At 68.3% G+C, this 22115-nt stretch carries 21 protein-coding genes; 20 read left to right on the plus strand and 1 reads right to left on the minus strand.

Annotated elements, in window-relative coordinates; all coding sequences use genetic code 11:
• Positions 1 to 6: 6 nt before the first annotated feature.
• The 11 genes from ASG17_RS07935 to ASG17_RS07985 all read left to right on the plus strand — a co-directional run bounded on the left by ASG17_RS07935 (position 7) and on the right by ASG17_RS07985 (position 10342).
• Positions 7 to 756: a biotin--[acetyl-CoA-carboxylase] ligase gene (locus tag ASG17_RS07935; RefSeq protein ID WP_056101508.1), complete on the plus strand. Its 750-nt coding sequence runs from the start codon at positions 7 to 9 to the stop codon at positions 754 to 756.
• Complete coding sequence (locus tag ASG17_RS07940) at positions 753 to 1532, plus strand: type III pantothenate kinase (RefSeq protein ID WP_056101511.1); 780 nt, start codon at positions 753 to 755, stop codon at positions 1530 to 1532. Before ASG17_RS07935 ends, ASG17_RS07940 begins: the two co-directional genes overlap by 4 nt.
• The gene (locus ASG17_RS07945) at positions 1533 to 3206 is read left to right on the plus strand and encodes a ribonuclease J (protein WP_056101513.1); all 1674 of its coding nucleotides are present in this window, start codon (positions 1533 to 1535) and stop codon (positions 3204 to 3206) included.
• A 110-nt stretch (positions 3207 to 3316) separates the two neighbouring features.
• Complete coding sequence (locus tag ASG17_RS07950; protein ID WP_235560381.1) at positions 3317 to 4141, plus strand: hypothetical protein; 825 nt, start codon at positions 3317 to 3319, stop codon at positions 4139 to 4141.
• A gap of 32 nt (positions 4142 to 4173) precedes the next feature.
• Complete coding sequence (locus ASG17_RS07955; protein ID WP_056101519.1) at positions 4174 to 4692, plus strand: hypothetical protein; 519 nt, start codon at positions 4174 to 4176, stop codon at positions 4690 to 4692.
• Positions 4693 to 4743: 51 nt separating this feature from the next.
• On the plus strand, positions 4744 to 5169 hold the full coding sequence (gene mce, locus ASG17_RS07960; protein ID WP_056101521.1) for a methylmalonyl-CoA epimerase: 426 nt from the start codon (positions 4744 to 4746) through the stop codon (positions 5167 to 5169).
• The gene (locus ASG17_RS07965) at positions 5169 to 5432 is read left to right on the plus strand and encodes a DUF1467 family protein (RefSeq protein ID WP_082496155.1); all 264 of its coding nucleotides are present in this window, start codon (positions 5169 to 5171) and stop codon (positions 5430 to 5432) included. The genes mce and ASG17_RS07965 overlap by 1 nt, the downstream gene beginning before the upstream one ends.
• A gap of 58 nt (positions 5433 to 5490) precedes the next feature.
• Positions 5491 to 6504, plus strand: coding sequence for an amidohydrolase family protein (locus tag ASG17_RS07970; RefSeq protein ID WP_056101524.1), 1014 nt, complete (start codon positions 5491 to 5493; stop codon positions 6502 to 6504).
• A gap of 529 nt (positions 6505 to 7033) precedes the next feature.
• Positions 7034 to 8350, plus strand: a complete 1317-nt coding sequence (proS, locus tag ASG17_RS07975; protein WP_056103270.1) for a proline--tRNA ligase — start codon at positions 7034 to 7036, stop codon at positions 8348 to 8350.
• Positions 8347 to 9645 carry a lipoprotein-releasing ABC transporter permease subunit gene (locus ASG17_RS07980; RefSeq protein WP_082496156.1) on the plus strand — a complete coding sequence of 433 codons (1299 nt, stop codon included), beginning with the start codon at positions 8347 to 8349 and terminating at the stop codon, positions 9643 to 9645. Before proS ends, ASG17_RS07980 begins: the two co-directional genes overlap by 4 nt.
• A complete protein-coding gene (locus tag ASG17_RS07985) occupies positions 9638 to 10342 on the plus strand; it encodes an ABC transporter ATP-binding protein (RefSeq protein WP_056101526.1) in 705 nt (234 codons plus the stop codon). The genes ASG17_RS07980 and ASG17_RS07985 overlap by 8 nt, the downstream gene beginning before the upstream one ends.
• Before the next feature lie 71 nt (positions 10343 to 10413).
• Here the strand turns inward: ASG17_RS07985 and ASG17_RS07990 are convergent, their stop codons facing one another.
• Positions 10414 to 10857, minus strand: a complete 444-nt coding sequence (locus ASG17_RS07990) for a hypothetical protein (RefSeq protein ID WP_056101528.1) — start codon at positions 10855 to 10857, stop codon at positions 10414 to 10416.
• Between the two features lie 210 nt (positions 10858 to 11067).
• Between ASG17_RS07990 and dnaE the strand changes: the two genes are divergently transcribed.
• The 9 genes from dnaE to dxr all read left to right on the plus strand — a co-directional run bounded on the left by dnaE (position 11068) and on the right by dxr (position 22081).
• The gene (gene dnaE / locus ASG17_RS07995) at positions 11068 to 14565 is read left to right on the plus strand and encodes a DNA polymerase III subunit alpha (protein ID WP_156367775.1); all 3498 of its coding nucleotides are present in this window, start codon (positions 11068 to 11070) and stop codon (positions 14563 to 14565) included.
• A gap of 270 nt (positions 14566 to 14835) precedes the next feature.
• The gene (locus ASG17_RS08000; protein WP_056103279.1) at positions 14836 to 15351 is read left to right on the plus strand and encodes a nucleotidyltransferase family protein; all 516 of its coding nucleotides are present in this window, start codon (positions 14836 to 14838) and stop codon (positions 15349 to 15351) included.
• Positions 15352 to 15712: 361 nt separating this feature from the next.
• Positions 15713 to 16648, plus strand: a complete 936-nt coding sequence (rpsB, locus tag ASG17_RS08005) for a 30S ribosomal protein S2 (RefSeq protein WP_056101531.1) — start codon at positions 15713 to 15715, stop codon at positions 16646 to 16648.
• Positions 16649 to 16756: 108 nt separating this feature from the next.
• A complete protein-coding gene (gene tsf, locus ASG17_RS08010; protein ID WP_056101534.1) occupies positions 16757 to 17698 on the plus strand; it encodes a translation elongation factor Ts in 942 nt (313 codons plus the stop codon).
• A gap of 235 nt (positions 17699 to 17933) precedes the next feature.
• Positions 17934 to 18677, plus strand: coding sequence for a UMP kinase (gene pyrH, locus ASG17_RS08015; RefSeq protein WP_056103282.1), 744 nt, complete (start codon positions 17934 to 17936; stop codon positions 18675 to 18677).
• 20 nt (positions 18678 to 18697) lie between these two features.
• On the plus strand, positions 18698 to 19255 hold the full coding sequence (gene frr / locus ASG17_RS08020; RefSeq protein ID WP_056101537.1) for a ribosome recycling factor: 558 nt from the start codon (positions 18698 to 18700) through the stop codon (positions 19253 to 19255).
• 44 nt (positions 19256 to 19299) lie between these two features.
• On the plus strand, positions 19300 to 20076 hold the full coding sequence (gene uppS, locus ASG17_RS08025) for a polyprenyl diphosphate synthase (RefSeq protein ID WP_056101539.1): 777 nt from the start codon (positions 19300 to 19302) through the stop codon (positions 20074 to 20076).
• Positions 20073 to 20888 carry a phosphatidate cytidylyltransferase gene (locus ASG17_RS08030; protein ID WP_056101542.1) on the plus strand — a complete coding sequence of 272 codons (816 nt, stop codon included), beginning with the start codon at positions 20073 to 20075 and terminating at the stop codon, positions 20886 to 20888. The genes uppS and ASG17_RS08030 overlap by 4 nt, the downstream gene beginning before the upstream one ends.
• Positions 20888 to 22081 carry a 1-deoxy-D-xylulose-5-phosphate reductoisomerase gene (dxr, locus tag ASG17_RS08035; protein WP_235560382.1) on the plus strand — a complete coding sequence of 398 codons (1194 nt, stop codon included), beginning with the start codon at positions 20888 to 20890 and terminating at the stop codon, positions 22079 to 22081. Before ASG17_RS08030 ends, dxr begins: the two co-directional genes overlap by 1 nt.
• Positions 22082 to 22115 lie beyond the last annotated feature (34 nt).

Below are 22115 nucleotides of genomic sequence, written 5' to 3' on the forward strand. Positions count from 1 at the left end.
AGAGGGGTGGCGGCCGCCGCGCCCGTCCTGGTCCTCGACGTCCTCGATTCCACCAATGCCGAGGCCCGCCGCCGCGCCGAGGCGGGCGAGACCGGTCCGCTATGGATCGCCGCCCGCCAGCAGACGGCCGGACGCGGGCGTCGCGGCCGGGAGTGGGCCAGCGACAGCGGCAATCTGTTCACGACCCTGCTGATGCATACCGACCGCCCGGCGGCCGAGGCGGCGCAGGTGACCTTCGTCGCCGCCCTGGCCGTCGCCGACCTGCTGGACCGCTATGCGCCGCCGTCACTGGTGACGATCAAGTGGCCCAATGACGTGATGCTGGCCGGCCAGAAGACGTCCGGCGTTCTGGTCGAGTCCGGCCCGGCCGAGCGGGGCGGCCTGTGGGTCGCCGTCGGCATCGGCGTCAACCTGGCCCATGCCCCGACCAACGTCGAGCGACCCGCGACCGCCTTGGTCGAGCATCTGTCCGGCGACGCCATCGCGCAGCCCGATCCGGCCTTGGCGGCCGAGGTTCTGGCCAAGGCTTTCGCCATCTGGATGGACCGCTGGGACACCCTGGGCTTCACGCCCGTGCTGGACGCCTGGCGTCGTCGCACCCGGCTGGACGGCCCCTGCGTCGCCCGCTTGTGCCATGAGACGGTCGAGGGCGTGGCCGAGGGCGTGGAGGCGGACGGGGCGCTGCGTCTGCGGCTGCCGGACGGCGGCTTGCGCGTCATCGCCGCCGGCGACGTGTTCTTCGGGGAGGCCGCCTGATGCTGCTGGCCATCGAACAGGGCAACACCAACACGCTGTTCGCGGTCCACGACGGCGACAGCTGGATCGCCCAGTGGCGCACCGCGACCGCCAGTAGCCGCACGGCCGACGAATACGCGGTCTGGCTGAGCCAGTTGCTGCACATGAACCGGCTGTCGTTCAGCGACCTTTCGGGCTGCATCATCTCCAGCGTCGTGCCGCAGTCGATCTTCAACCTGCGCAACCTGTCGCGGCGCTACATGAACGTCGAGCCGCTGGTGATCGGCGAGAACGTCGATCTGGGCATCGAGGTGCGGATCGCCAAGCCGGCCGAGGCGGGGGCGGATCGTCTGGTCAACGCCGTGGGCGCGCACCTGATGTATCCCGGCGACCTGATCTTGATCGACAGCGGCACCGCCACCACCTTCGACATCGTGGCGGCGGATGGCGCGTTCGAGGGCGGTCTGATCGCCCCGGGCATCAACCTCAGCCTTCAGGCGCTTCACGAGGCGGCGGCGAAGCTGCCTCGCATCGCCATCCAGAAACCCGACCGGGTGATCGGCAAGGACACCGTGGAGGCCATGCAGGCCGGGGTGTTCTGGGGCTACATCGGCCTGATCGAGGGCCTGGTCGCACGCATCAAGGCGGAGTGGGGCAAGCCCATGACCGTCATCGGCACCGGCGGCGTCGCCTCACTGTTCGAGGGCGCCACCCCATCCATCGACCGGTTCGATCCGGACCTGACCATCCGCGGCCTGCTGGAAATCTGGCGCCGCAACGCATCACTGAAAGACTGAATGACCAAATCGACATCGGACGAGTTCGTCTTCCTGCCGCTGGGCGGGTCGAACGAGATCGGCATGAACCTGAACGCCTACGGCTTCGGCCCGGCGCACGACCGCAAATGGATCATCGTCGACGTGGGGGTCACCTTCGGCGACCTGACCACGCCGGGCGTGGACATCATCGTCCCGGACCCCACGGCGCTGGAAGGCGAAACCATCCTCGGCATCGTGCTGACCCACGCGCACGAGGACCACATCGGCGGCCTGTCGTGGCTGTGGTCGCGCATCAAGGCGCCGCTGTACGCCACGCCGTTCACGGCCTTTCTGATCCGCGAGAAGCTGCGCGAGGGCGGCATCATGGACAAGGTCACACTGCATGAATCGCCGCTGAACTCGACCGTGCACCTGGGCCCGTTCGACGTGACCTTCGTCACCATGGCCCACTCGATCGCCGAGCCGAACGGGCTTGCCATCAAGACCCCGCTGGGCACCGTTCTGCACACCGGCGACTGGAAGCTGGACGACCAACCCATCATCGGCCGGCCGACCGACGGCGACGCCATCAGCCGCCTGGGCGACGACGGCGTGCTGGCGATGGTCTGCGACAGCACCAACGTCTTCACCGAAGGCGTGGCCGGGTCCGAAGGCGATGTGAAGGTCGAGCTGAACACGCTGATCTCCACCCTGCATGGTCGGATCGCGGTCGGCTGCTTCGCCTCCAATGTGGCGCGCATGGACAGTGTGATCCGCGCCGCCGAGGCCAACGGGCGCCGCGTGGCGCTCGCCGGCCGATCGATGCACCGCATCACCGCAGCCGCCAAGTCGGTGGGCATGCTGTCGGACGTGAAGCCTTTCCTCAGCGAGGAAGAGGCCCGCGTCTGGCCCGCAGACGAGATCCTGTACCTGTGCACCGGCAGCCAGGGCGAGGCGCGCGCGGCCCTGTCGCGCGTGGCCCAAGGCGACCACCCCTTCATCAAGCTGGGGCGAGGCGACCACTGCATCTTCTCGTCGCGGGTCATTCCCGGCAACGAGCTGTCGATCGGCGCCCTGCAGGACACGCTGAGCGAACGCGGCGTGCGGATCTACACCGAGAAGGACCATCCCGGCATCCACGTCTCCGGCCACCCGTGCCGGGACGAACTGCGCCAGATGTACGCCTGGGCCCGTCCCAGGATCGCGGTGCCGACGCACGGCATGCGTCGCCACATCGCCGAGCACGCGCTGTTGGCGAAGGAGACGGGCGTCTCCGAGACCGTCACGCCGCGCAACGGCGATGTCGTCCGCCTGGCCCCCGGTCCGGCGATGATCATCGACGAGGTGCCGTCCGGCCGTCTGTTCGTCGACGGCGGCATCCTGGTCGAGGAGGGCGGCGAGGCCCTGCGCGAGCGGCGCTATGCAGCCTCGAACGGCGTGCTGATCGTCAGCTTCGTCCTCGACAAGCGTGGCAAGATCGTCAGCGACATCGACGTGCGCGGCATCGGCCTGCCCGGCGACGATCATACGCCGCTCGGCGACATCCTCGACGACTTGGCCGAGCGCGCCGAGAAGGCCGTCCGCAGCCTGAAGGGCGAGGCCCTGGAGGACGAGATGGTCATCGAACAGGCCGTCAGCCGCACCCTGAAGAAGGCCAGCCAGAACATCTGGTCGCGCCGTCCCATCGTCGAGACCGTGGTCCTGCGGCTGTGATGCAAGCGGCGGCGGCGCGGGTGAGGGATCGTCTCCGCGCCGCCGGCCGCCGCCTTAAGGCCCGCGTTCGAACCTCGCGACACCGGGTGTCGGGATGGCGCAAGTGGGCCGTGATCGCGGGACAGGGCGCGGCAGGGTTCGTGGCCCTGTTCGCCGTGGTCAATCTGACCCTCAGCCTGTCCACCTTCCGGGGCGAGGACCCGGCTTCGCGCACGGCGCATGAGCTGGGGGTGCTGTGGTTTAGCACCACCGACGGGCGCTCCACCTCCGACACGGCTTTTCGTCTGGTGCATGGCGGGGAGGTCGGCCCCAATCCGACCGCCGCTGATATTCGCGCGCATTTCGAGCGGGCGTCAGAGGGCGGCACCTTCCTGCTGGATCAGGTGATGATCGACCGGATGCAGGCGGTGAACGGCCGGATCGACAGTCGCGTGATGCCGCCCGGCGTCTATGTCGGCGCGCATGCTCTGGGGCCCGACGATCCGCCGATGGTCTGGGTGACCAAGTGGCTGGCGCAGTATCTGCTGTTTCCGCGCCACGCCTATATCCTGGTGGTGCCGGCGCAGGGCGAGGCGATCGCCTTTTCGGCTAGTCAGGAAGGCAAATTCACCAATCCCGTCGGCGACCGGCAGCAACTGACGGCGCGGCTGACGCCTTTCAACGACACAGCCTACGACTTCCCCAGTTCAGGCGAGGCGCTGCACGAGATGACGATCGTCAGCCGTGATCCAGCGATGGTCGCCGATGCTCCGACACGGCTGGAGGCCGCGCGGCACAATCTCGAGGCGCAGGACGCTGCTTATGGTCTGTTCGCGCCCAACTCCAACACCGTGGTCGGCTGCATCCTAGAAGGCGCCGGCCTGATGTCGCCGAAGACGCGCAGCTCGACCCTGCTGGCGTTGCGGGCCCCCGGCATGGGCGCGACGTGCCCGTAGTGCGCGGCCGCTGCATCCGGTAGGATCGGCGCATGTCGATCCAGCGCCTGACGCCCGTTCTCGCCGCCATCCTGCTGGCCGCCTGCCAGCCTGAGCAGCCGCCCGCAGAGCCGGTGTCCGCCCCGTCCGAGGCGCCGGCAATCGCCGGGGCGCCGGCGGGCGACTTCCAGACCCCCGAGGACCTCATTCGCGCCCTCTACGCCGAAGAGACCATTCCGGTGGAGCCGGCGACCATCCGGCGCTTCTTCACGGAGGAGTTCGTCACTCCGCTGACACCGACCGAGGACGGCGCGGTCGTCGACTTCGACTACCGCATCGACGGCCAGGACGGCGCGGCCGAGAACCTGCAGGTCGAGGAGATCGCCGGCGGGCCGACCGGCGGCGTTGTGGTGACGCGCTTCACCAACATGGGACAGGCGATGCAGAACACCTGGACCGTCTGTCGCCAACCGGACGGCCGCCTGCGCATCGTCGAGGCCACCACCCAGGGCCCGCCGGCCTGGAGCCTGCGCCAACTGGCGGGTCTGCCCGCACGCGCAGAAGGCTGTTAGGTCGCGCCGCCGCCTCTAGGCGGCTCGGGAGAAGGGGGCTAAGGCGGCGGCATGATCGGTCGGTTGAACCACGTCGGCGTCGCCACGCCCTCCATCGAGACCAGCATCGCGCTGTATCGCGACGTGCTGGGCGCCGCGAAGATCGGGACGCCGTTCGATCTGCCGCCGCAGGGGGTGCGGGTCTGTTTCGTCGAGCTGCCCAACGCCCAGATCGAACTGGTCGAGCCGCTGGGCGAGGACAGCCCGCTGCATGGTTTCCTGGCCAAGAACCCCAGGGGCGGCCAGCACCACGTGTGTTTCGAGGTTGCCGACATTCTGGCCGCGCGCGACGATTTGCGGGCCAGGGGCGCGACCATCCTGGGGACCGGCGAGCCGCGCATCGGCGCGCACGGCACGCCGGTGATCTTCGCCCATCCCAAGGACATGGGCGGGGTGCTGGTCGAACTGATGGAAACGCCGAAAGTCGGAGCGCACTGATGCCTATCGGCCCCCTGACCATGCTGGCCATCTACATCACGGTCTGGTGGACCGTTCTGTTCGCCGTCCTGCCGCTGGGCACGGCGAAGGAAACGCACGAGCCGCCGACGGACGGATCGCAATGGGGCGCGCCGAAGAACCCCAATTTGAAGAAGAAGTTCATCACCACGACCTGGGTGTCCGCCATCGTCTGGGTCTTCATCATGGTGCTGATCGTCACGGGCTGGCTGCCGCTGCCCAGCCTGGCGGGCTCCAACGCCTGATCCCTCTTGCGGGCGACGCTGATCGGCGGTCAGAGTGCGTTGTTCGCTGGAGCTTCGCATGCGCCTTCTCGCCGGCTTGAGCCTGACGCTGTCGCTGGCGGGCGGCGCGTGGGCGCAGACGCCGCAGCCGGTCATCGACATGCACATCCACGCTTACGGCGCGGAAGGGCAGGGGCCGCCCTCCTACGTCTGTGCGCCGTTTCCGAGCTGGAAGCCGATGGATCCGGGAGCCGGCGGGCCGCGTCTGGCGGGCTATATGGCGTCAATGTTCGGCGATCCGGACTGTCCGGTCAGATTCTTGTCGGCGACGACCGATGACGACCTGCGCACCCGCACGATCGAGCAGCTGAGGGCCAACAACGTCTACGCCGTCGCAGGCGGGCCTCCCGCCTATGTCGATCGGTGGCTGCAGGACGAGCCGACGCGGCTGATGCCCGCCATCGGCGGCGGTTCGCCCGAGCGGTTGCCGTCTGTTGAGGTGCTGAGAGCACGCCACGCGGCGGGCAAGCTGATCGCCCTGTCGGAGTTGAGCCTGCAGTACAACGGCATCGCGCCGACCGATCCGCGCACGGAGCCATACTGGGCCCTGGCCGAGGAACTGGACATCCCGGTCGGGATCCACATGGGGCCGGGGCCGCCGGGGATCACCTATTTCGGCTCGCCCGAGTATCGCGCTGCGCTGTCCGATCCTTTGCAGCTTGAAGAGATCCTGGTGGCGCACCCGCGACTGCGGGTGTTCGTGGTTCACGCCGGCTATCCGTTCAAGGAGCGGATGCTGGCCCTGATGGCGGCGCATCCGCAGGTCTATGCCGAGTTCGGCTTCCTGACCGCCGGCTACGGCGACCGGGAGGTGTGGCCGTATATTCAGGCCTTCGTCGACGCCGGGTTCGAGGACCGCATCCTGTACGGAACGGACCAGATGGTGTGGCCCGAGCTGGTGGGCGCGGCCATCGCGCGGGTGCGGGCGGCGCCGGGTCTGACGGAAGAGCAGAAGCGCAAGTTCCTGTACGATAATGCGGCGCGCTTTCTCCGGATCGACCCGGCGGGGACGGGCGTGTTGGAGCGCCCCTGAAAAAACCGCGTGCGGAGCGTCCAATGCGTCCGATCCGTCCAATGCGTCCGATCCGTCCGACCCGTCCGATCCGTCCGAACCGTCCCCTAGGTGCAGGTCGTTGAGCGCGGGCGGCGTTTGCTTTTGGCCATGTCAAAGACCGGTTCGGGCGGGAGCTTAAACGGGGTGCGGACCACGGCGCGTTGGAGGCAAGTCTGGACTGCGGCGGTTGAGGCGGATCAAGGGCTTGGCGGGATGGGCTGCGCCGGGATGGTCGGCGCAGCGCGCGTAGTGCGCCCTCTCTCCCACAGGCAGAGGGCTTGAGCGCCTGGGAGCCAAAGGCGAGCAGACTTGCGCGAAAGGGTGAGGGGACTGCCCTGTCCTGTGTACCGCCTACCCCTCACCCTTTCGGCTTGGCCAGTCGCTTCGCTCTTGGAGCCTCAAGCCCTCTCCCTCTGGGAGAGGGAGTAATCTCGATCTTTCGGCGCCGCCTAGCTTTCGCCCCGCTGCCCCGGCTAAAGCAGTGGCCCGCTGCAACGTCGAGACGCCCATGCGCCTGTCGCGCTATTTCCTGCCCACGCTGAAAGAGGCGCCGTCGGACGCCCAGATCGTGTCGCACCAGCTGATGCTGCGCGCCGGTCTGATCAAGCAGGAGGCCGCGGGCATCTATGCCTGGCTGCCGCTGGGTCTGCGTGTGCTGCGCAAGATTGAGACGATCGTGCGCGAGGAGCAGGAGCGGGCAGGGGCGGTCGAGCTGTTGATGCCGACGCTGCAACTGGCCGACCTGTGGCGCGAATCGGGGCGGTACGACGCCTATGGCCCCGAGATGCTGCGCATCACCGACCGGCATGAGCGCGAGCTGCTGTACGGGCCCACCAACGAGGAGATGATCACCGACATCTTCCGGGGCTTCGTGAAGAGCTACAAACAGCTGCCGCTGAACCTGTTCCACATTCAGTGGAAGTTCCGCGACGAGCGCCGGCCGCGCTTTGGGGTCATGCGCGGGCGCGAATTTCTGATGAAGGACGCCTATTCGTTCGATCTGGACGAGGACTCGGCGCGGGTGGCCTACAACCGCATGTTCGTCGCCTATCTGAACACCTTCGCCCGCATGGGCCTGAAGGCGGTGCCGATGCGCGCCGACACCGGCCCCATCGGCGGCGACCTGAGCCACGAGTTCATCGTCCTGGCGGACACCGGCGAGAGCGAGGTCTTCTGCGACCGCAAGCTGGTCGAGATGCCGGCGCCCGGCGGCGACTTCAGCGCCGAGGCGGTGCAGGCCGTGTTCGACGAGCGCACGGCCCTCTATGCCGCCACCGAGGAAATGCATGACGCGGCCCGGTTCGAAGCCGAGACGGCCAAAGGCGACCGCCTGTCGGCGCGCGGCATCGAGGTCGGGCACATCTTCTATTTCGGCACCAAATACTCCGAGCCGATGAAGGCCAAGGTGGCGGGGCCGGACGGCGTCGACACCCACGTCCACATGGGCAGCTATGGCGTCGGCGTGTCCCGCCTGCTGGGCGCCATTATCGAGGCCAGCCATGACGCGGGCGGCATCATCTGGCCCGACGCGGTGGCGCCGTTCGACGTGGTGGTCATCAACCTGCGGCCCAACGACGAGGCCGTGTCGGTCGCGTGCGAGGAGGCGGTGACGCGGCTGGAAGCGGCTGGTCTGGACGTCCTCTATGACGACACCGACGAACGGCCTGGCGGCAAGTTCGCCACCGCCGATCTGATCGGCGTGCCGTGGCAGCTGACCATCGGGCCCAAGGGTCTGGCGGACGGCGTGGTCGAGCTGAAGCGCCGCGCCACCGGCGAGAAGGACAGCCTGCCGCTGGACGCCGCCCTGACGAAGTTGCTGGGATGACCGACGATACGTTGCGGGACATGAAGCCCGCCGGACCCTTCGCCGCCTGGGAGTTCGGCCTGGCGCTGCGCTATCTGCGCGCCAAGCGGAAGGAGGGCGGCATCGCCCTGATCGCCATCATCAGCTACGTAGCCATTGCCCTGGCGGTGATGGCGCTGATCACGGTGATGAGCATCATGGCGGGCTTCCGCGCCGAGCTGCTGGACCGGATGCTGTCCTTCAACGGGCATATGTATGTGCAGGGGCCGGTGCTGAACGCCGCCGACCGCGAGCAGGCGCTGTCGCGCATTCGCGCTGTGCCGGGGGTCATCAGCGTGTCGCCGCTGATCGAGACGCAGTCGATCTTCCGCGCGGCCGGACAGACGTCGGGCGGCATCGTGCGCGGCGTTCGGCCAGCCGATCTTCGGGACACCAAGTTCGTCTGGGACAGCCTGACGCCGCAAGCGCGCGCCGCGTTTGGTCAAGGCGCCTACGGCGGCGACGGCATCCTGATCGGCAACGCGCTGGCGGTGCAATTGGGCCTGCGGGTCGGTGACCCTATCACCCTGTATTCGCCGTCGGGCGCCGACAGCGCCTTCGGCAATCTGGGCGGGCTGGAGAAGACCTATAGGGTCGTCGGCCTCTATTCGTCCGGCACCGCCGATTACGACCGCGCCTTCATCTTCATGCCGCTGGAACAGGCGCAGCTGTTCTTTGGGAAGGAGGGGATGTGGGACGTGATCGAGATGAAGGTCGCCGAGCCCGATCGCGTCGGAGAGTATCTCGAACCCGTGCGTCAGGCCGCAGGACCGGGCTCGCTGGTCGTCGACTGGCGTGATCGCCTCGCCGCCTTCTGGGGCGCGCTGAAGGTCGAGCGGGTGGCCATGAGCATCATCCTGGGCCTGGTCGTCGCCATCGCCGCCCTGAACATCATCTCCGGCATCGTCATGCTGGTGAAGAACAAGACGCGCGACATCGCCATCCTGAGGACCGTCGGGGCCAGCCAGGGGTCGATGCTGCGGATCTTCTTCATCGCCGGCGCCACCATAGGTGTGCTGGGCACGCTGACGGGCCTGATCCTGGGGCTGCTGTTCTGCCTGAACATCGGGCCGATCCAGCATTTCCTGGAGTTCGTTTTCCAGACCGAGCTGTTCAACGCGGACGTCTACATGCTGGACGCCGTTCCGGCGCTGGTCGATCCGGCGGACGTCTTCTGGGTCGCCGTCTGGTCCTTCTTCATGAGCTGCGTGGCCGGTCTGATCCCGTCGTGGCAGGCCGCCAAGCTCGATCCGGTCGAGGCGCTTCGTTATGAGTAGTGTGCCCGTCCTTTCGGTGCGTGGCCTGACCCGCACCTATGACACCGCCACCGGCGGACTGACCGTGCTGAAGGGCATCGACCTGGATGTGCGGCCGGGCGAGATCGTCGGCCTTATCGGACCGTCGGGTTCGGGCAAGTCCAGCCTGCTGCACGCCGCCGGTCTGTTGGAGCGGCCGACCGCGGGCGAGGTGCGGATCGAGGGCGAAGATGTCGGCGCCCTGCCGGAGGGCGTGCGCACGCGCATCCGCCTGGGCCGCATAGGCTTCGTCTATCAGTTCCACCACCTGCTGCCGGAGTTCGACGCGCGCGACAACGTGGCCCTGCCGCTGCGGATCGCGGGTCAGACGCCGGCGGCTGCGCGGGCGCGGGCGGACGAGCTGCTGACGGCGCTGGGCCTGGCCGACCGGCTGACGCACCAGCCGTCACAGCTGTCGGGCGGCGAGCGTCAGCGCGTCGCCGTGGCGCGGGCCCTGGCCAACAGGCCGCGCCTGCTGCTGGCGGACGAACCGACCGGCAACCTGGACCCCGCCACCAGCCAGCAGGTGTTCGAGGCGCTGCACGACGTGGTCAAACAGACGGGCGTCGCCGCCCTGATCGCCACCCACAACATGGAGCTGGCCGGTCACATGGACCGGGTGTTCGCCATCCGCGACGGCCACCTGGAAGAGCGTCCGGCCGAAAGCCAGGCCTACTAGAGGCCCGGCTTCCCGGCTTCCCGGCGGCCCGGCTTCCCGGCGGCCTGGCGTCCGGCTCGCGTACGCCCGACCTAATTCGCCCGTGCGGCGGCGATGGCTTCGGCCAGGGAGGGATAGACGTTGTCGGACTCGGCGCCGTCGCAGACCGACTGGGCGATCGCGCCGACCATCGAGCCCTCGACGATCGGTTCGGGCGGTTCGGTTGAGGCGTCGAACTCGCCCATCGTCAGGTCCGCCTCGACGTCGCGATAGCCGGTCGCGTGATAGGTGCGCGCCCGGCAGTTGAAGCTCCAGCGCGTCTGCTCGCCGGCGATGTCAGTGTTCGCCTTCGATACCGAGATGGTGACGGCGGCGTTGTCGGCGCTGGAACCGCGCACTGAGCCCAGGTCGATATAGGTGACGCGGTCGCCCAGCTCGCCGACCTTGGCCCACTGGCTGGCGCCCTGAGCCATGGCTGAGCCGGCCGTCATCGAGGCGATCAGGCAAATCGCCGTCGCCGTGCTGCGTATGATCATAGGTCTCCTCCCACAGAGATCGAACGCATTAGACGACCGCAAAGCGCCGGCATCAAGGGCCGCTTGACGCGAACGAAAACGGAACATAGAACGAAGGCAGAACACAGCTTCTGGGGATAAGGCCATGGCGCGTTGGGCTCGTGAAATGCTGTCGCTTGCATCGTGCGGCGGCTTTGTCTGGATGGTCTGGCAGGCGGCGTTGCTGGCGCGATGAGTCGCTACCGGCCTGCGGAGGAGACGCAGGCCATCGCCGACGCAGACGCAAACGCCCGGACCGGCTTCATCCATTTGCGGGTGCGGTCCGCCTATTCGCTGCTGGAAGGCGCGATCAAGGCGGGCAAGGTCGGCAAGATGGCGGCCGATCACGGCATGCCGGCCGTGGGGGTGGCGGATCGCGGCAATCTGTTCGGCGCGCTGGAGTTCAGCCAGGCCGCGCGTGACGCCGGCGTCCAACCCATCATCGCCTGCGCCCTGCCGGTGACCGGCATCGGCGGCCGGCTGGCCCCGCGCTGGGCCCGGCCGTCCACCGTGGTGCTGATCGCGCAGAATGAAGCCGGCTGGCTGAATCTCTGCGCCCTGTCGTCCGCGGCCTATCTGGAAAGCGACGAGGCCGGAGAGCCGGTCGTCGAATGGTCCCGCGTGGCCGAGCGGTCGGAGGGGCTGATCCTGCTGTCCGGGGGACCGGACGGACCTGTCGACCCCCTGTTCGCCCAGAGCAAGCCAGGCGACGCGAACCAGGCGCTGGCCACCATGAAGGCGGTCTTCGGCGATCGCTTCTATGTCGAGCTGCAACGGCATGGCCGGCCAGAGGAGGCGCAGGCCGAGCCCGGTCTGGTCGAATGGGCCTATGCCAACGACACGCCCCTGGTCGCCACCAACGACGTCTATTACGCCAAGGCGGCGCAGGCGCGCTCGCACGACGCCCTGCTATGCATCGCCGACGGCGCCTTCACCGGTCAGGAGGATCGGCGCCGCGTTACGGATCAGCACTGGTTCAAGCCGGCGGCGGATATGCGGACATTGTTCGCGGACCTGCCCGAGGCTTGTGACAACACCCTGGACATCGCCCGGCGCTGCGCCTTCCTGGTGCAGACGCGCGCGCCGATCCTGCCGCGCTTCGACACTGGCGCGGGCCGATCGGAAGACGATGAACTGGCGCACCAGGCGCGCGAGGGGCTGAAGGTCCGCTTGGCCCAGGTGACGCCGGCCGCGCCCGAGGAAGACTACTGGAAACGCCTCGAATGGGAGGTGTCCATCATCCAGCAGATGGGCTTCCCCGGCTACTTCCTGATCGTGTCGGACTTCATCAAATGGGCCAAGTCGCACGGGATTCCCGTGGGGCCGGGCCGGGGCTCGGGCGCCGGGTCGCTGGTCGCCTGGTCGCTGACCATCACCGATCTGGACCCCTTGCGGTTCGGCCTGCTGTTCGAGCGGTTCCTGAACCCCGAACGGGTCTCCATGCCCGACTTCGACATCGATTTCTGCCAGGAGCGACGCGAAGAGGTCATCAGCTACGTCCAGCAGCGCTACGGCGCGGACCGGGTGGCGCAGATCATCACCTTCGGCACCCTGCAGGCGCGGGCCGTGCTGCGCGACGTCGGCCGGGTGCTGCAGATGCCGCTGGGCCAGGTGGACCGGCTGGCCAAGATGGTGCCGGCCAACCCCGCCAACCCGGTGACCCTGGCCCAGGCGATCGAGCTGGAGCCCCGCCTGCGCGAGGCGCGGGACAACGAAAAGTCGGTCGAGACCCTGCTGGACACGGCGCTGGAGCTGGAGGGGCTGTACCGCAACGCCTCGACCCACGCCGCCGGCATCGTCATCGGCGACCGGCCGCTGGTCGAGCTGACGCCGCTGTACAAGGACCCGCGCTCGACCATTCCCGCCACCCAGTTCAACATGAAGTGGGTCGAGCCGGCGGGGCTGGTGAAGTTCGACTTCCTGGGCCTGAAGACGCTGACGGTGCTGGACCGCGCCCACGGCTATCTGAAACGGCGCGGCGCGGCGCCCGACTGGAACACCCTGCCGCTGGAGGACAAGACCACCTACGAGTTGATGGCCTCGGGCCAGACGGTCGGCGTATTCCAGCTGGAATCCCAGGGCATGCGCGACACGCTGCGCAAGATGCGCTGCGGCTCCATCGAGGAGATCACCGCCCTGATCTCCCTCTATCGCCCCGGGCCGATGGAGATGATCGACACCTATATCGACCGCAAATTCGGTCGGGCCGAGGTCGACTATCTGCACCCGACCCTGACCGAGGTGCTGACTGAGACCTACGGCGTCATCATCTACCAGGAACAGGTGATGAAGATCGCCCAGATCCTGGCCGGCTATTCGCTGGGCGAGGCCGACCTTCTCCGCCGCGCCATGGGCAAGAAGAAGAAGGAGGAGATGGACTTCCAGCGGGCGCGCTTCATCAAGGGCGCGTCCGAGAAGGGCGTGGCCGAGGCGCAGTCGGGCGGCATCTTCGACCTGGTGGCCAAATTCGCCGGCTATGGTTTCAACAAGTCACACGCGGCCGCCTATGCGCTGATCTCGTTCCAGACCGGCTGGCTGAAGGCCACGCACCCGGTGGAGTTCATGGCCGCGTCCATGAGCCTGGACCTGTCCAACACCGACAAGCTGGCGGTCTTCTACCAGGACGCACGGCGGTTCGAGGTGAAGGTCATTCCGCCGGACGTGAACCGCTCCTCGGCCGACTTCGATGTGGAATGGACCGACGGCGAGGGCGTGGTCCTCTACGCCTTGGGCGCCATCCGCAATGTGGGCCTGGAGGCCATGCGCCACGTGGTCGAGGTGCGCGAGCAAGGCGGGCGCTTTACCGACATCTTCGACTTCCTGGAGCGCGTCGATCCGCGCTGCGTCAACAAGCGCGCGCTGGAGGGGCTGGCCAAGGCGGGCGCCTTCGACAGCATCCATCCGAACCGGCACCAGCTGATGGAACAGGCAGACGCCCTGATGGCCTATTGCCAGAGCGTGGCGGCCGACCGTGCGTCCAGCCAGGTCAGCCTGTTCGGCGCCGATCAGGCCCACGCGGCGCGGCCCCGGCTGTCGCCGGTCGATCCCTGGATCGGTCCTGAGAAGCTGGATCACGAACTGGCGGCGGTCGGCTTCTATCTGTCCGGCCACCCGCTGGAGGACCTGGTCCCCGTGCTGAAGCGCAAGCGCGTGACCTTCGTCGCCGAGGCCACGGCCCTGGCCGAGAGCGGCCACGAGGCCTTCAACATGGTCGGCGTCGTGCGCCGCAAGCAGGAACGCGCCAGCCAGAAGAGCGGCGAGAAGTTCGCCTTCGTCACCTTCTCCGATCCGACGGGCGAGTTCGAATGCCTGTTCCCGCCCGAAAGCCTGCGCCGGTGCCGCGAGGTGCTGGAGCCCGGCGCCTCCATCCTGCTGCGGGTCCGCGCCAAATCGGCCGACGGCGAGGTGCGCTTCTTCGGCGACGAGGCCCAGCGGCTGGACGCGGTGATCGAGAACGCCGTGGCGGGCCTGCGCGTTCACGTCTCGGCCAACGGCTTCGAGGCCGAGGCGCTGAAGACACGGCTGGACCGGGCCCGGGCGGAAGGGAAGGGCGGTGAGGTGTCGGTCATCGCCTCGCTGGACGGCCGCCGCGAGGTGGAGCTGAAGCTGCCCGGCCGCTACCGCCTGGACGGCGCCCTGCGCGGCGCCCTGAAGACGGCGCCGGGCGTGGTGATGCTGGAAGATGCGTGATCGGGCAGGCGGGCGAGGATCTACCTTCGAGCCTGAGCTCGGTTTGGCGGGCTCACTGTACCGCTCATCCCGGCGGAAGCCGGGATCCAGTGAGAACTTCACGCGCCGCGCCTTTCCGATCTCCAGAGCCACCCGCACAGCGCCGCTCGGACTGGGTCCCGGCTTCCGCCGGGATGAGCGGTTTTTGCGTTGTGACGGGGCAGATCGTTGAAAGGCGACATTTCGCTTGAGCAGCAGCTGGACGCCATCGTCCGCAACGACCCCGATCTGATGATGGTGCTCAGGACCGTGCGGGGCCTGCACTTGCCGGACTGGTTGATCTTTTCGGGCAGCATCTACCAGTCGGTGTGGAACGCGGTGACGGGCCGCGCCCCCGGCTATGGCGTGCGCGACTTCGACGTCGGCTATTTCGACCCGGACACCAGCTGGGACGCCGAGGACGCGGTGATCCGGCGCGTCGCGGACGCGTTCGAGTCGCCGCTTCGCGAGCGCGTCGAGGTGCGGAACCAGGCGCGGGTGCCGATCTGGTTTCCCGCCAAGTTCGGCGAACCCTATCCGCCGATCGCCACGACCGCCGAGGCGCTGGAGCGGTTCGTGGCGCCGGCGTTCGCGGTCGGCGTGCGGCTGGAGGCGGACTATCGCCTGACGATCGCCGCACCGTTCGGTTTGGATGACGCCTTTGCCCTGACCCTGCGGCCCAATCCCAACCGCCCGCTGGCGAAGGATTGGGAACGTGTCGTGGAGCGCGCGCTGGCGCGGTGGCCGGAGCTGGTGGTGATCGCTTGACAGCTGCCCTCTCCCAGAGGGAGAGGGCTTGAGGCTCCAAGAGCGAAGCGATTGGTTTAGCCGAAAGGGTGAGGGGTGCGCCCTTTCCTGTTGGCCGCCCACCCCTCACCCTTTCGCGCAAGACTGATCGCTACGCTCTCAGGCGCTCAAGCCCTCTCCCTTTGGGAGAGGGAAGCTAAGGAGGCGGCCCGCGCCCAGCCGCCCCGCTTGCGTTTCACCGCCGTTTCGCCTATCTGCCGCCCCGCAATCACGCACGCAGGCGTGGCGCGGTCGGGGAGACATCCTGGCCTGCTCCGTTCCGAGGGTCCTTTCAGAGCCTTTTTCGTCTGCGGTGGATCATCGGATAAAGGACTGACTACAGATGGCTCTGCCTGACTTCTCCATGCGTTCGCTGCTCGAAGCCGGCGCGCACTTCGGCCACCAGACGCACCGGTGGAACCCGAAGATGGAGCGCTACATCTTCGGCGCTCGCTCGAACATCCACATCATCGACCTGTCGCAGACGATGCCGCTGCTGCACCAAGCGCTGGTCGAAGTGCGCAACGTCGCGGCCAAGGGCGGTCGCGTCCTGTTCGTCGGCACCAAGCGCCAGGCGCAAGACCCGGTGGCCGAAGCCGCCAAGCGCTGCGCCCAGTACTACATGAACAACCGCTGGCTCGGCGGCACCCTGACCAACTGGCGCACCGTGTCGGGCTCTATCGCCCGCCTGCGTGAGCTGGACACGGTTCTGGAGTCGGGTGGCGAAGGCCGCGTGAAGCGTGAGCTGCTGAGCCTGCAGCGCGAACGCGACAAGCTGGAAGCCTCGCTGGGCGGCATCAAGGACATGGGGGGCATCCCCGACATCATGTTCGTGATCGACACCAACAAGGAAGCGATCGCGATTCAAGAAGCCCGCAAGCTGAACATCCCGGTCGTCGCCATCCTGGACACCAACTCGGACCCGGACGGCATCACCTATCCGGTCCCGGGCAACGATGACGCCGCGCGCGCCATCCAGACCTATTGCGATCTGGTCGCCGACGCCGTTCTGGACGGCCTGGCCGCCGGCGCGTCGAACTCGGGCGTCGACCTGGGCGCCGCGGTGAACCCGGACGAGCCGATGCTGCGCGAAGCCGCCGCCCCGGCTGAAGCCGAAGCCGCCCCGGCCGGCACGGAAGGCGTCGCCGCCGAACTGGAAGCCGCCGCCGAGCCGGCGGCCCCGGAACCGGCTGCCGAACCGGCCGTCGCCGATGAAGCCGCCCAGCAGGCGACTTCAGACGCCAACGACGCCGTCGAAACCGAGAAGGCCGCGGTCTAAGCCGCACCCGGCTTTTTCCGACGGTGACAATACGCGGCCGGGCTCACCAGAGCCCGGCCGTTACCGCATACGACACATCAAAGACTTCCCAAGTCAGGAGCTAAAACAATGGCCGAGATCACAGCCGCCCTCGTCATGGAACTGCGCGCCAAGTCGGGCGTCGGCATGATGGACTGCAAGAAGGCCCTGCAAGAGACCGACGGCGACATCAACGCCGCCATCGACTGGCTGCGCGCCAAGGGCCTGTCCAAGGCCGCCAAGAAGGCAGACCGCGTCGCGGCCGAGGGCCTGGTCGCCGTCGCCTCGAAGGAAGTCGGAGCCGGTGAAGTCGGCGCCGCCGTCGAGTTCAACGCCGAGACCGACTTCGTCGCCCGCAACGAACTGTTCCAGAACGCCGCCAACGCCTTCGCGGCGCGCGGCCTGGAGCACGACACGCTGGAGGCCCTGCACGGCGCCACGCTGGAAAACGGCAACACCATCCAGGACGAGATCACCAACATGATCGCGACCATCGGTGAGAACATGCAGCTGCGCCGCGCCGCCCGCCTGTCGGTCGACGAAGGCGTGGTCGCCACCTACGTCCACAACGCGGTGTCGCCGGGCGTCGGCCGCATCGGCGTGCTGGTCGCCCTGCACGGCGCCGGCGACAAGACCAAGCTGCGTGAACTGGGCCGCAAGATCGCCATGCACGTGGCCGCGACCGCGCCGCTGTCGCTGAACACGGACGATCTGGACCCGGCCGCGGTCGAGAAGGAGCGTGCCGTCCTGACCGAGAAGGCCAAGGAAGAGGGCCGTCCGGAAAACATGATCGACAAGATCGTCTCGGGCCAGATCGCCAAGTTCCAGAAGGACGTGGTGCTGACCAAGCAGCCGTTCGTCATGAACCCGGACCTGACCATCGAGCAGCTGGTCGCCGAAGAAGGCAAGGCCGTGGGCAACCCGAACCTGCACATCGCCGGCTTCGTGCGCCTGGCCCTGGGCGAAGGCGTCGAGAAGGTCGAAGGCCCGGACTTCGCTTCGGAAGTCGCCTCCATGATGGGCGGCCAGTAAGCAGCTCGGCTTTCCTCCCCATGCAATGGGGAGGGGGACCGCTTGCGGTGGAGGGGCAGTTCAAGCGCCGCGCGTGTGATCGCCCCTCCGTCTCGGCCTGGCGCCCGAGCCACCTCCCCATCATCGATGGGGAGGAGATTGCAGAGTTAGGGCGCGTTCGGCTTTGATGGCCGGCGCGCCCTTCGTCTATAAGAAGCCGCCCGATTCAGCGGGCGCAGTTCCGATCCGGTCCCGTATGTCAGACGCCCCCTCCGAGTTCCGCTACAAACGCGTCCTGCTGAAGGTCTCGGGCGAGGTGCTGATGGGCGACCAGACCTACGGCATCGACATGCGCACGGTGGACGAGGTGGCCAAGGCGATCGCCAGCGTCGCCAGCGAGGGCGTCGAGATCTGTCTGGTCATCGGCGGCGGCAACATCTTCCGCGGGCTGTCGAAGGCGGCGGCCGACATGGACCGCGCCCAGGCCGACTACATGGGCATGCTGGCCACCGTCATGAACGCCCTGGCGATGCAGGCGGCGCTGGAGAAGATCGGCGTGCAGACGCGTGTGCAGAGCGCCCTGGTCATGAATGCCGTGGCCGAGCCCTATGTGCGGCGCCGGGCGCTGCGTCATCTCGAAAAGGGCCGGGTGGTCATATTCGCCGCCGGCGTGGGCGCCCCCTTCTTCACGACCGACTCGGGGGCCGCGCTGCGGGCCGCGGAGATGGGTTGCGACGCCCTCTTGAAGGGCACCAGCGTGGACGGCGTTTATTCGGCCGATCCCAAGAAGGACGCTTCGGCCACCCGCTACGAGACGCTGACCTACCAGGAAGTCCTGGCCAAGGACCTGAAGGTCATGGACGCCTCGGCCGTGGCCCTGATGCGCGACAGCGACATTCCGATCGTGGTCTTCTCGATCCGGGAAGAGGGCGCATTCCGCCGTGTCATGAGCGGCGAGGGCGCCTATACCGTGATCACCAACACGCCTCGCCAAGCCTGAGACTGAAGAGAGAAACGACCATGGCCAAGCCCGACCTCAAGACCTACCGCGAGCGCATGGACAAGGCGGTCGCCGCGCTGAAGGAGGAGTTCTCCGGCCTGCGGACCGGGCGCGCCAACGCCGGCCTGCTGGAGCCCGTGCGGGTCGAGGCCTATGGCTCGGCCTCGCCGCTGACGGCCGTGGCGGCCATCAGCGTGCCGGAGCCGCGCATGCTGTCGGTCAGCGTCTGGGACAAGGGCATGGTGACGGCGGTCGAGAAGGCCATCCGCAACGCCAATCTGGGCCTGAACCCCATCGTCGACGGCCAGACCCTGCGCATCCCGGTGCCGCCGCTGACCGAGGAGCGCCGCAAGGACCTGGCCAAGCTGGCCGGCAAATATTCCGAGCAGCAGAAGATCGCCGTCCGCAACGTGCGACGCGACGCCAACGAGGACCTGAAGAAGGCCGAGAAGGCGTCCGACATCAGCCAGGACGAGCAGAAGAAGATGGAGACGGAGGTCCAGAAGGACACCGATGCGGCCATCAAGCGGATCGATGAAGCCTTGAAGATCAAGGAACAAGAGATCATGCAGGTTTGAGGCGCGGCGTCTCGACCACTGATTTCCCTGGAACCCGTTTGACCATGCCGGAACAGCCCGTCGCAGCGAAATCCGGTGCTCCCGCGCCCGGATCGTCGTCGGCCGGCGCGCCGCGTCATGTGGCCATCATCATGGATGGGAACGGGCGCTGGGCGCAGCGGCGAGGCCTGCCGCGGGCTGCCGGCCACCGCGAGGGCGTCCAGGCGCTGAAGCGCACGGTCGAGGCGGCGGGCAACGCGGGCGTCGAATGCCTGACCGTCTTCGGCTTCTCGACCGAGAACTGGAGCCGCCCGGCTGATGAAGTCTCGGACCTGATGGGTCTGGTCCGGGCCTATGTGACGAGCGATCTGGCGCGGCTGAAGAAGGCCGGTGTGCGGGTCAAGGTGCTGGGCCGCCGCACGGGCGTTCCGGCCGACATCGTGCGCATGATCGAGGGCGCCGAGGCCGATACGGCCGCGAACAACCGGTTTCTCCTGCAGGTCGCCTTCAACTACGGCGGCCGGGCCGACATCCTGGACGCCGCCGAGGACCATGCGCAGCGCCGTCTGGCCGGGGATGCGGCGCCCCTGACCGAGGCCGCTTTCAGCACGGGTCTGGCGAGCGCCGGATCGCCGGAGCTGGATCTGATCATCCGCACCTCGGGCGAGCGGCGGCTGTCGAACTTCCTGCTGTGGGAAGCGGCCTACGCGGAGCTGGTGTTCCAGGACATCCTGTGGCCCGACTACGGCGCCGAGCCGCTGGCGCAGGCGATCGGCGAATTTCAGCAGCGCCAGCGGCGCTACGGCGGCCGCCTGGCCGAGCCCGCGATGGCTCGGGCATGAAGGCGCCGGCCCGCGATATCGGCGTCCGCGCGGCGTCGGCCCTGGTTCTGGCGCCGGCCGCCGCCTTGGCGACATGGGCGGGCGGCTGGTGGTTCCTGGCGTTGATGTCGGCCGCCTGCGTGCTGCTGGCCAGCGAATGGGCGACCATGAGCGCGCCGCGCGCGTGGCGCGTGGTCGCCGTCACCGTCGGCCTGGCGCTGCTGGCCGCCGTGGCCACGACAGCGCTGGGCCGGCTGTCAATCGGTCTGGTCATCTTGGTCGTCGGCGCGGGCGCCGCCTTCGCCTTCGCCAAGTGGCGCGGGCAGGAGGGGATCGATGCCGCCTATGGCGTGCTTTACCTCGGCTGGCCCGCCATTCTGATCATCTGGCTGCGCGACCAGGGCGCGCCTCAGGGGCTGACCTGGACGATCCTGGTCTTCGTCGTGGCGTGGGCGTCGGACATCATGGCGTATCTGGTCGGGTCCATGATCGGCGGGCCCAAACTGTGGCCACGCTTCTCGCCCAACAAGACCTGGTCGGGCTTCATCGGCGGACTGGCGGCAGGGGTGCTGGCGGCGATGGGATGTGCTTACTGGCTGGATATGGAGCCGCTCACGGTCGGCTGGGCCGCCTTGCTGGGCCTGGCGGCGGCGTTGGCGACCATGGCCGGCGACCTGTGGGAATCGGCGCTGAAGCGGCGGTTCGGGGTCAAGGACGCGGGCGCCATCATTCCCGGGCACGGCGGCCTGCTGGACCGGGTCGACGGCATGATGTTCGCCATCGTCATCGTCGCGGTCGGGCGCCTGCTGGTCCTTCTGGTCGAGCGCGCCTGATGCACCGCCGCGTCAGCATCCTGGGGGCGACCGGCTCGGTCGGCGCGTCGACGCTGGACCTCATGGACCAGGCGCAGGCCGCGGGATCCGCGACCTTCGAGGTCGAGGTGGTCACCGGCGACCAGAACATCGCCCTGCTGGCCCAACAGGCCCGCCGCTGGAACGCCAAGCTGGCGGTGACGGCCGATCCATCCCGGCTGGAGGATCTGCGCGACGCGCTGGCCGGATCGGGCGTGGAGGCGGCGGCGGGCGCCGATGCCGTGGTCGATGCCGCGAGGCGTCCGGTTGACTGGACGATGTGCAGCATCGTCGGCGCGGCCGGTCTGCGTTCGGCCTGGGCGGCGGCGGGGCAGGGGGGCGTGCTCGCCCTGGCCAACAAGGAAAGCCTGGTTTGCTGCGGCCCCGCCCTGATGGCGCGGGTGAAGGCTGCGGGCGGCCGGTTGATCCCCGTCGATTCCGAGCACTCCGCCATCTTCCAGGTCTTTCCGGCCGAGGCGCCCGAGCGGGTGGCCCGGATCATCCTGACCGCGTCGGGCGGCCCGTTCCGCCAAGCGACGCTGGCCCGCATGGCGGCCGTGACCCCGCGCGAGGCGGTGGCGCATCCGAACTGGAGCATGGGCGCCAAGATCTCGGTCGACAGCGCCACCATGGCCAACAAGGGCCTGGAGATGATCGAGGCCGCCTATCTGTTCGGCCTGCCCGGCGATAAGATCGACGTGGTGGTCCATCCGGAATCGATCATCCACAGCCTGGTCGAGATGGTCGACGGCTCCACCCTCGCACAGATGGGCCCGCCGGACATGCGCACGCCCATCGCCTGCGCCCTGTCGTGGCCGGACCGGCTGGCGTGGCCAGCGCCGAAACTGGACCTCGCGACGCTGGGCCGGCTGACCTTCGAGGCGCCAGACGAGACGCGGTTTCCGGCCTTGGCCCTGGCCCGTCAGGCGCTGGGCGCGGGCGGCGCGGTCCCGGCCGTCTTCAACGCGGCCAATGAGGTGGCGGCGCGCGCGTTTCTGGACGGCAAACTGGGCTTTCTCAATATTGCCGCAGTCGTCGCGGAAACCATGCAGCGCGCCGAGGGCGCGGGGGTGCGGTTCGGCGCCGACAACGCCTGCGACGCGGCCCTTGCGGTCGACGCCGAGGCGCGGAAGATCGCCGATCGCGTCGTCGCTTCGCTCGCGGCCGCCGCCTGAGCGAAATCGGTTCCGATGCTCTCGCATCAGGGCT

Source organism: Brevundimonas sp. Leaf363, assembly GCF_001424025.1.
Taxonomy (GTDB): Bacteria; Pseudomonadota; Alphaproteobacteria; order Caulobacterales; family Caulobacteraceae; genus Brevundimonas.

Coding starts and splice junctions, on each gene's coding strand:
- ASG17_RS07965 (WP_082496155.1), top strand. CDS start 5,169: ATGCCTATCGGCCCCCTGACCATGCTGGCCATCTACATCACGGTCTGG.
- frr (WP_056101537.1), top strand. CDS start 18,698: ATGGCCAAGCCCGACCTCAAGACCTACCGCGAGCGCATGGACAAGGCG.
- mce (WP_056101521.1), top strand. CDS start 4,744: ATGATCGGTCGGTTGAACCACGTCGGCGTCGCCACGCCCTCCATCGAG.
- dnaE (WP_156367775.1), top strand. CDS start 11,068: ATGAGTCGCTACCGGCCTGCGGAGGAGACGCAGGCCATCGCCGACGCA.
- uppS (WP_056101539.1), top strand. CDS start 19,300: ATGCCGGAACAGCCCGTCGCAGCGAAATCCGGTGCTCCCGCGCCCGGA.
- ASG17_RS07970 (WP_056101524.1), top strand. CDS start 5,491: ATGCGCCTTCTCGCCGGCTTGAGCCTGACGCTGTCGCTGGCGGGCGGC.
- ASG17_RS07985 (WP_056101526.1), top strand. CDS start 9,638: ATGAGTAGTGTGCCCGTCCTTTCGGTGCGTGGCCTGACCCGCACCTAT.
- ASG17_RS07955 (WP_056101519.1), top strand. CDS start 4,174: ATGTCGATCCAGCGCCTGACGCCCGTTCTCGCCGCCATCCTGCTGGCC.
- ASG17_RS07945 (WP_056101513.1), top strand. CDS start 1,533: ATGACCAAATCGACATCGGACGAGTTCGTCTTCCTGCCGCTGGGCGGG.
- rpsB (WP_056101531.1), top strand. CDS start 15,713: ATGGCTCTGCCTGACTTCTCCATGCGTTCGCTGCTCGAAGCCGGCGCG.
- proS (WP_056103270.1), top strand. CDS start 7,034: ATGCGCCTGTCGCGCTATTTCCTGCCCACGCTGAAAGAGGCGCCGTCG.
- ASG17_RS07980 (WP_082496156.1), top strand. CDS start 8,347: ATGACCGACGATACGTTGCGGGACATGAAGCCCGCCGGACCCTTCGCC.
- tsf (WP_056101534.1), top strand. CDS start 16,757: ATGGCCGAGATCACAGCCGCCCTCGTCATGGAACTGCGCGCCAAGTCG.
- ASG17_RS08030 (WP_056101542.1), top strand. CDS start 20,073: ATGAAGGCGCCGGCCCGCGATATCGGCGTCCGCGCGGCGTCGGCCCTG.
- pyrH (WP_056103282.1), top strand. CDS start 17,934: ATGTCAGACGCCCCCTCCGAGTTCCGCTACAAACGCGTCCTGCTGAAG.
- ASG17_RS08000 (WP_056103279.1), top strand. CDS start 14,836: ATGATGGTGCTCAGGACCGTGCGGGGCCTGCACTTGCCGGACTGGTTG.
- dxr (WP_235560382.1), top strand. CDS start 20,888: ATGCACCGCCGCGTCAGCATCCTGGGGGCGACCGGCTCGGTCGGCGCG.
- ASG17_RS07990 (WP_056101528.1), bottom strand. CDS start 10,857: ATGATCATACGCAGCACGGCGACGGCGATTTGCCTGATCGCCTCGATG.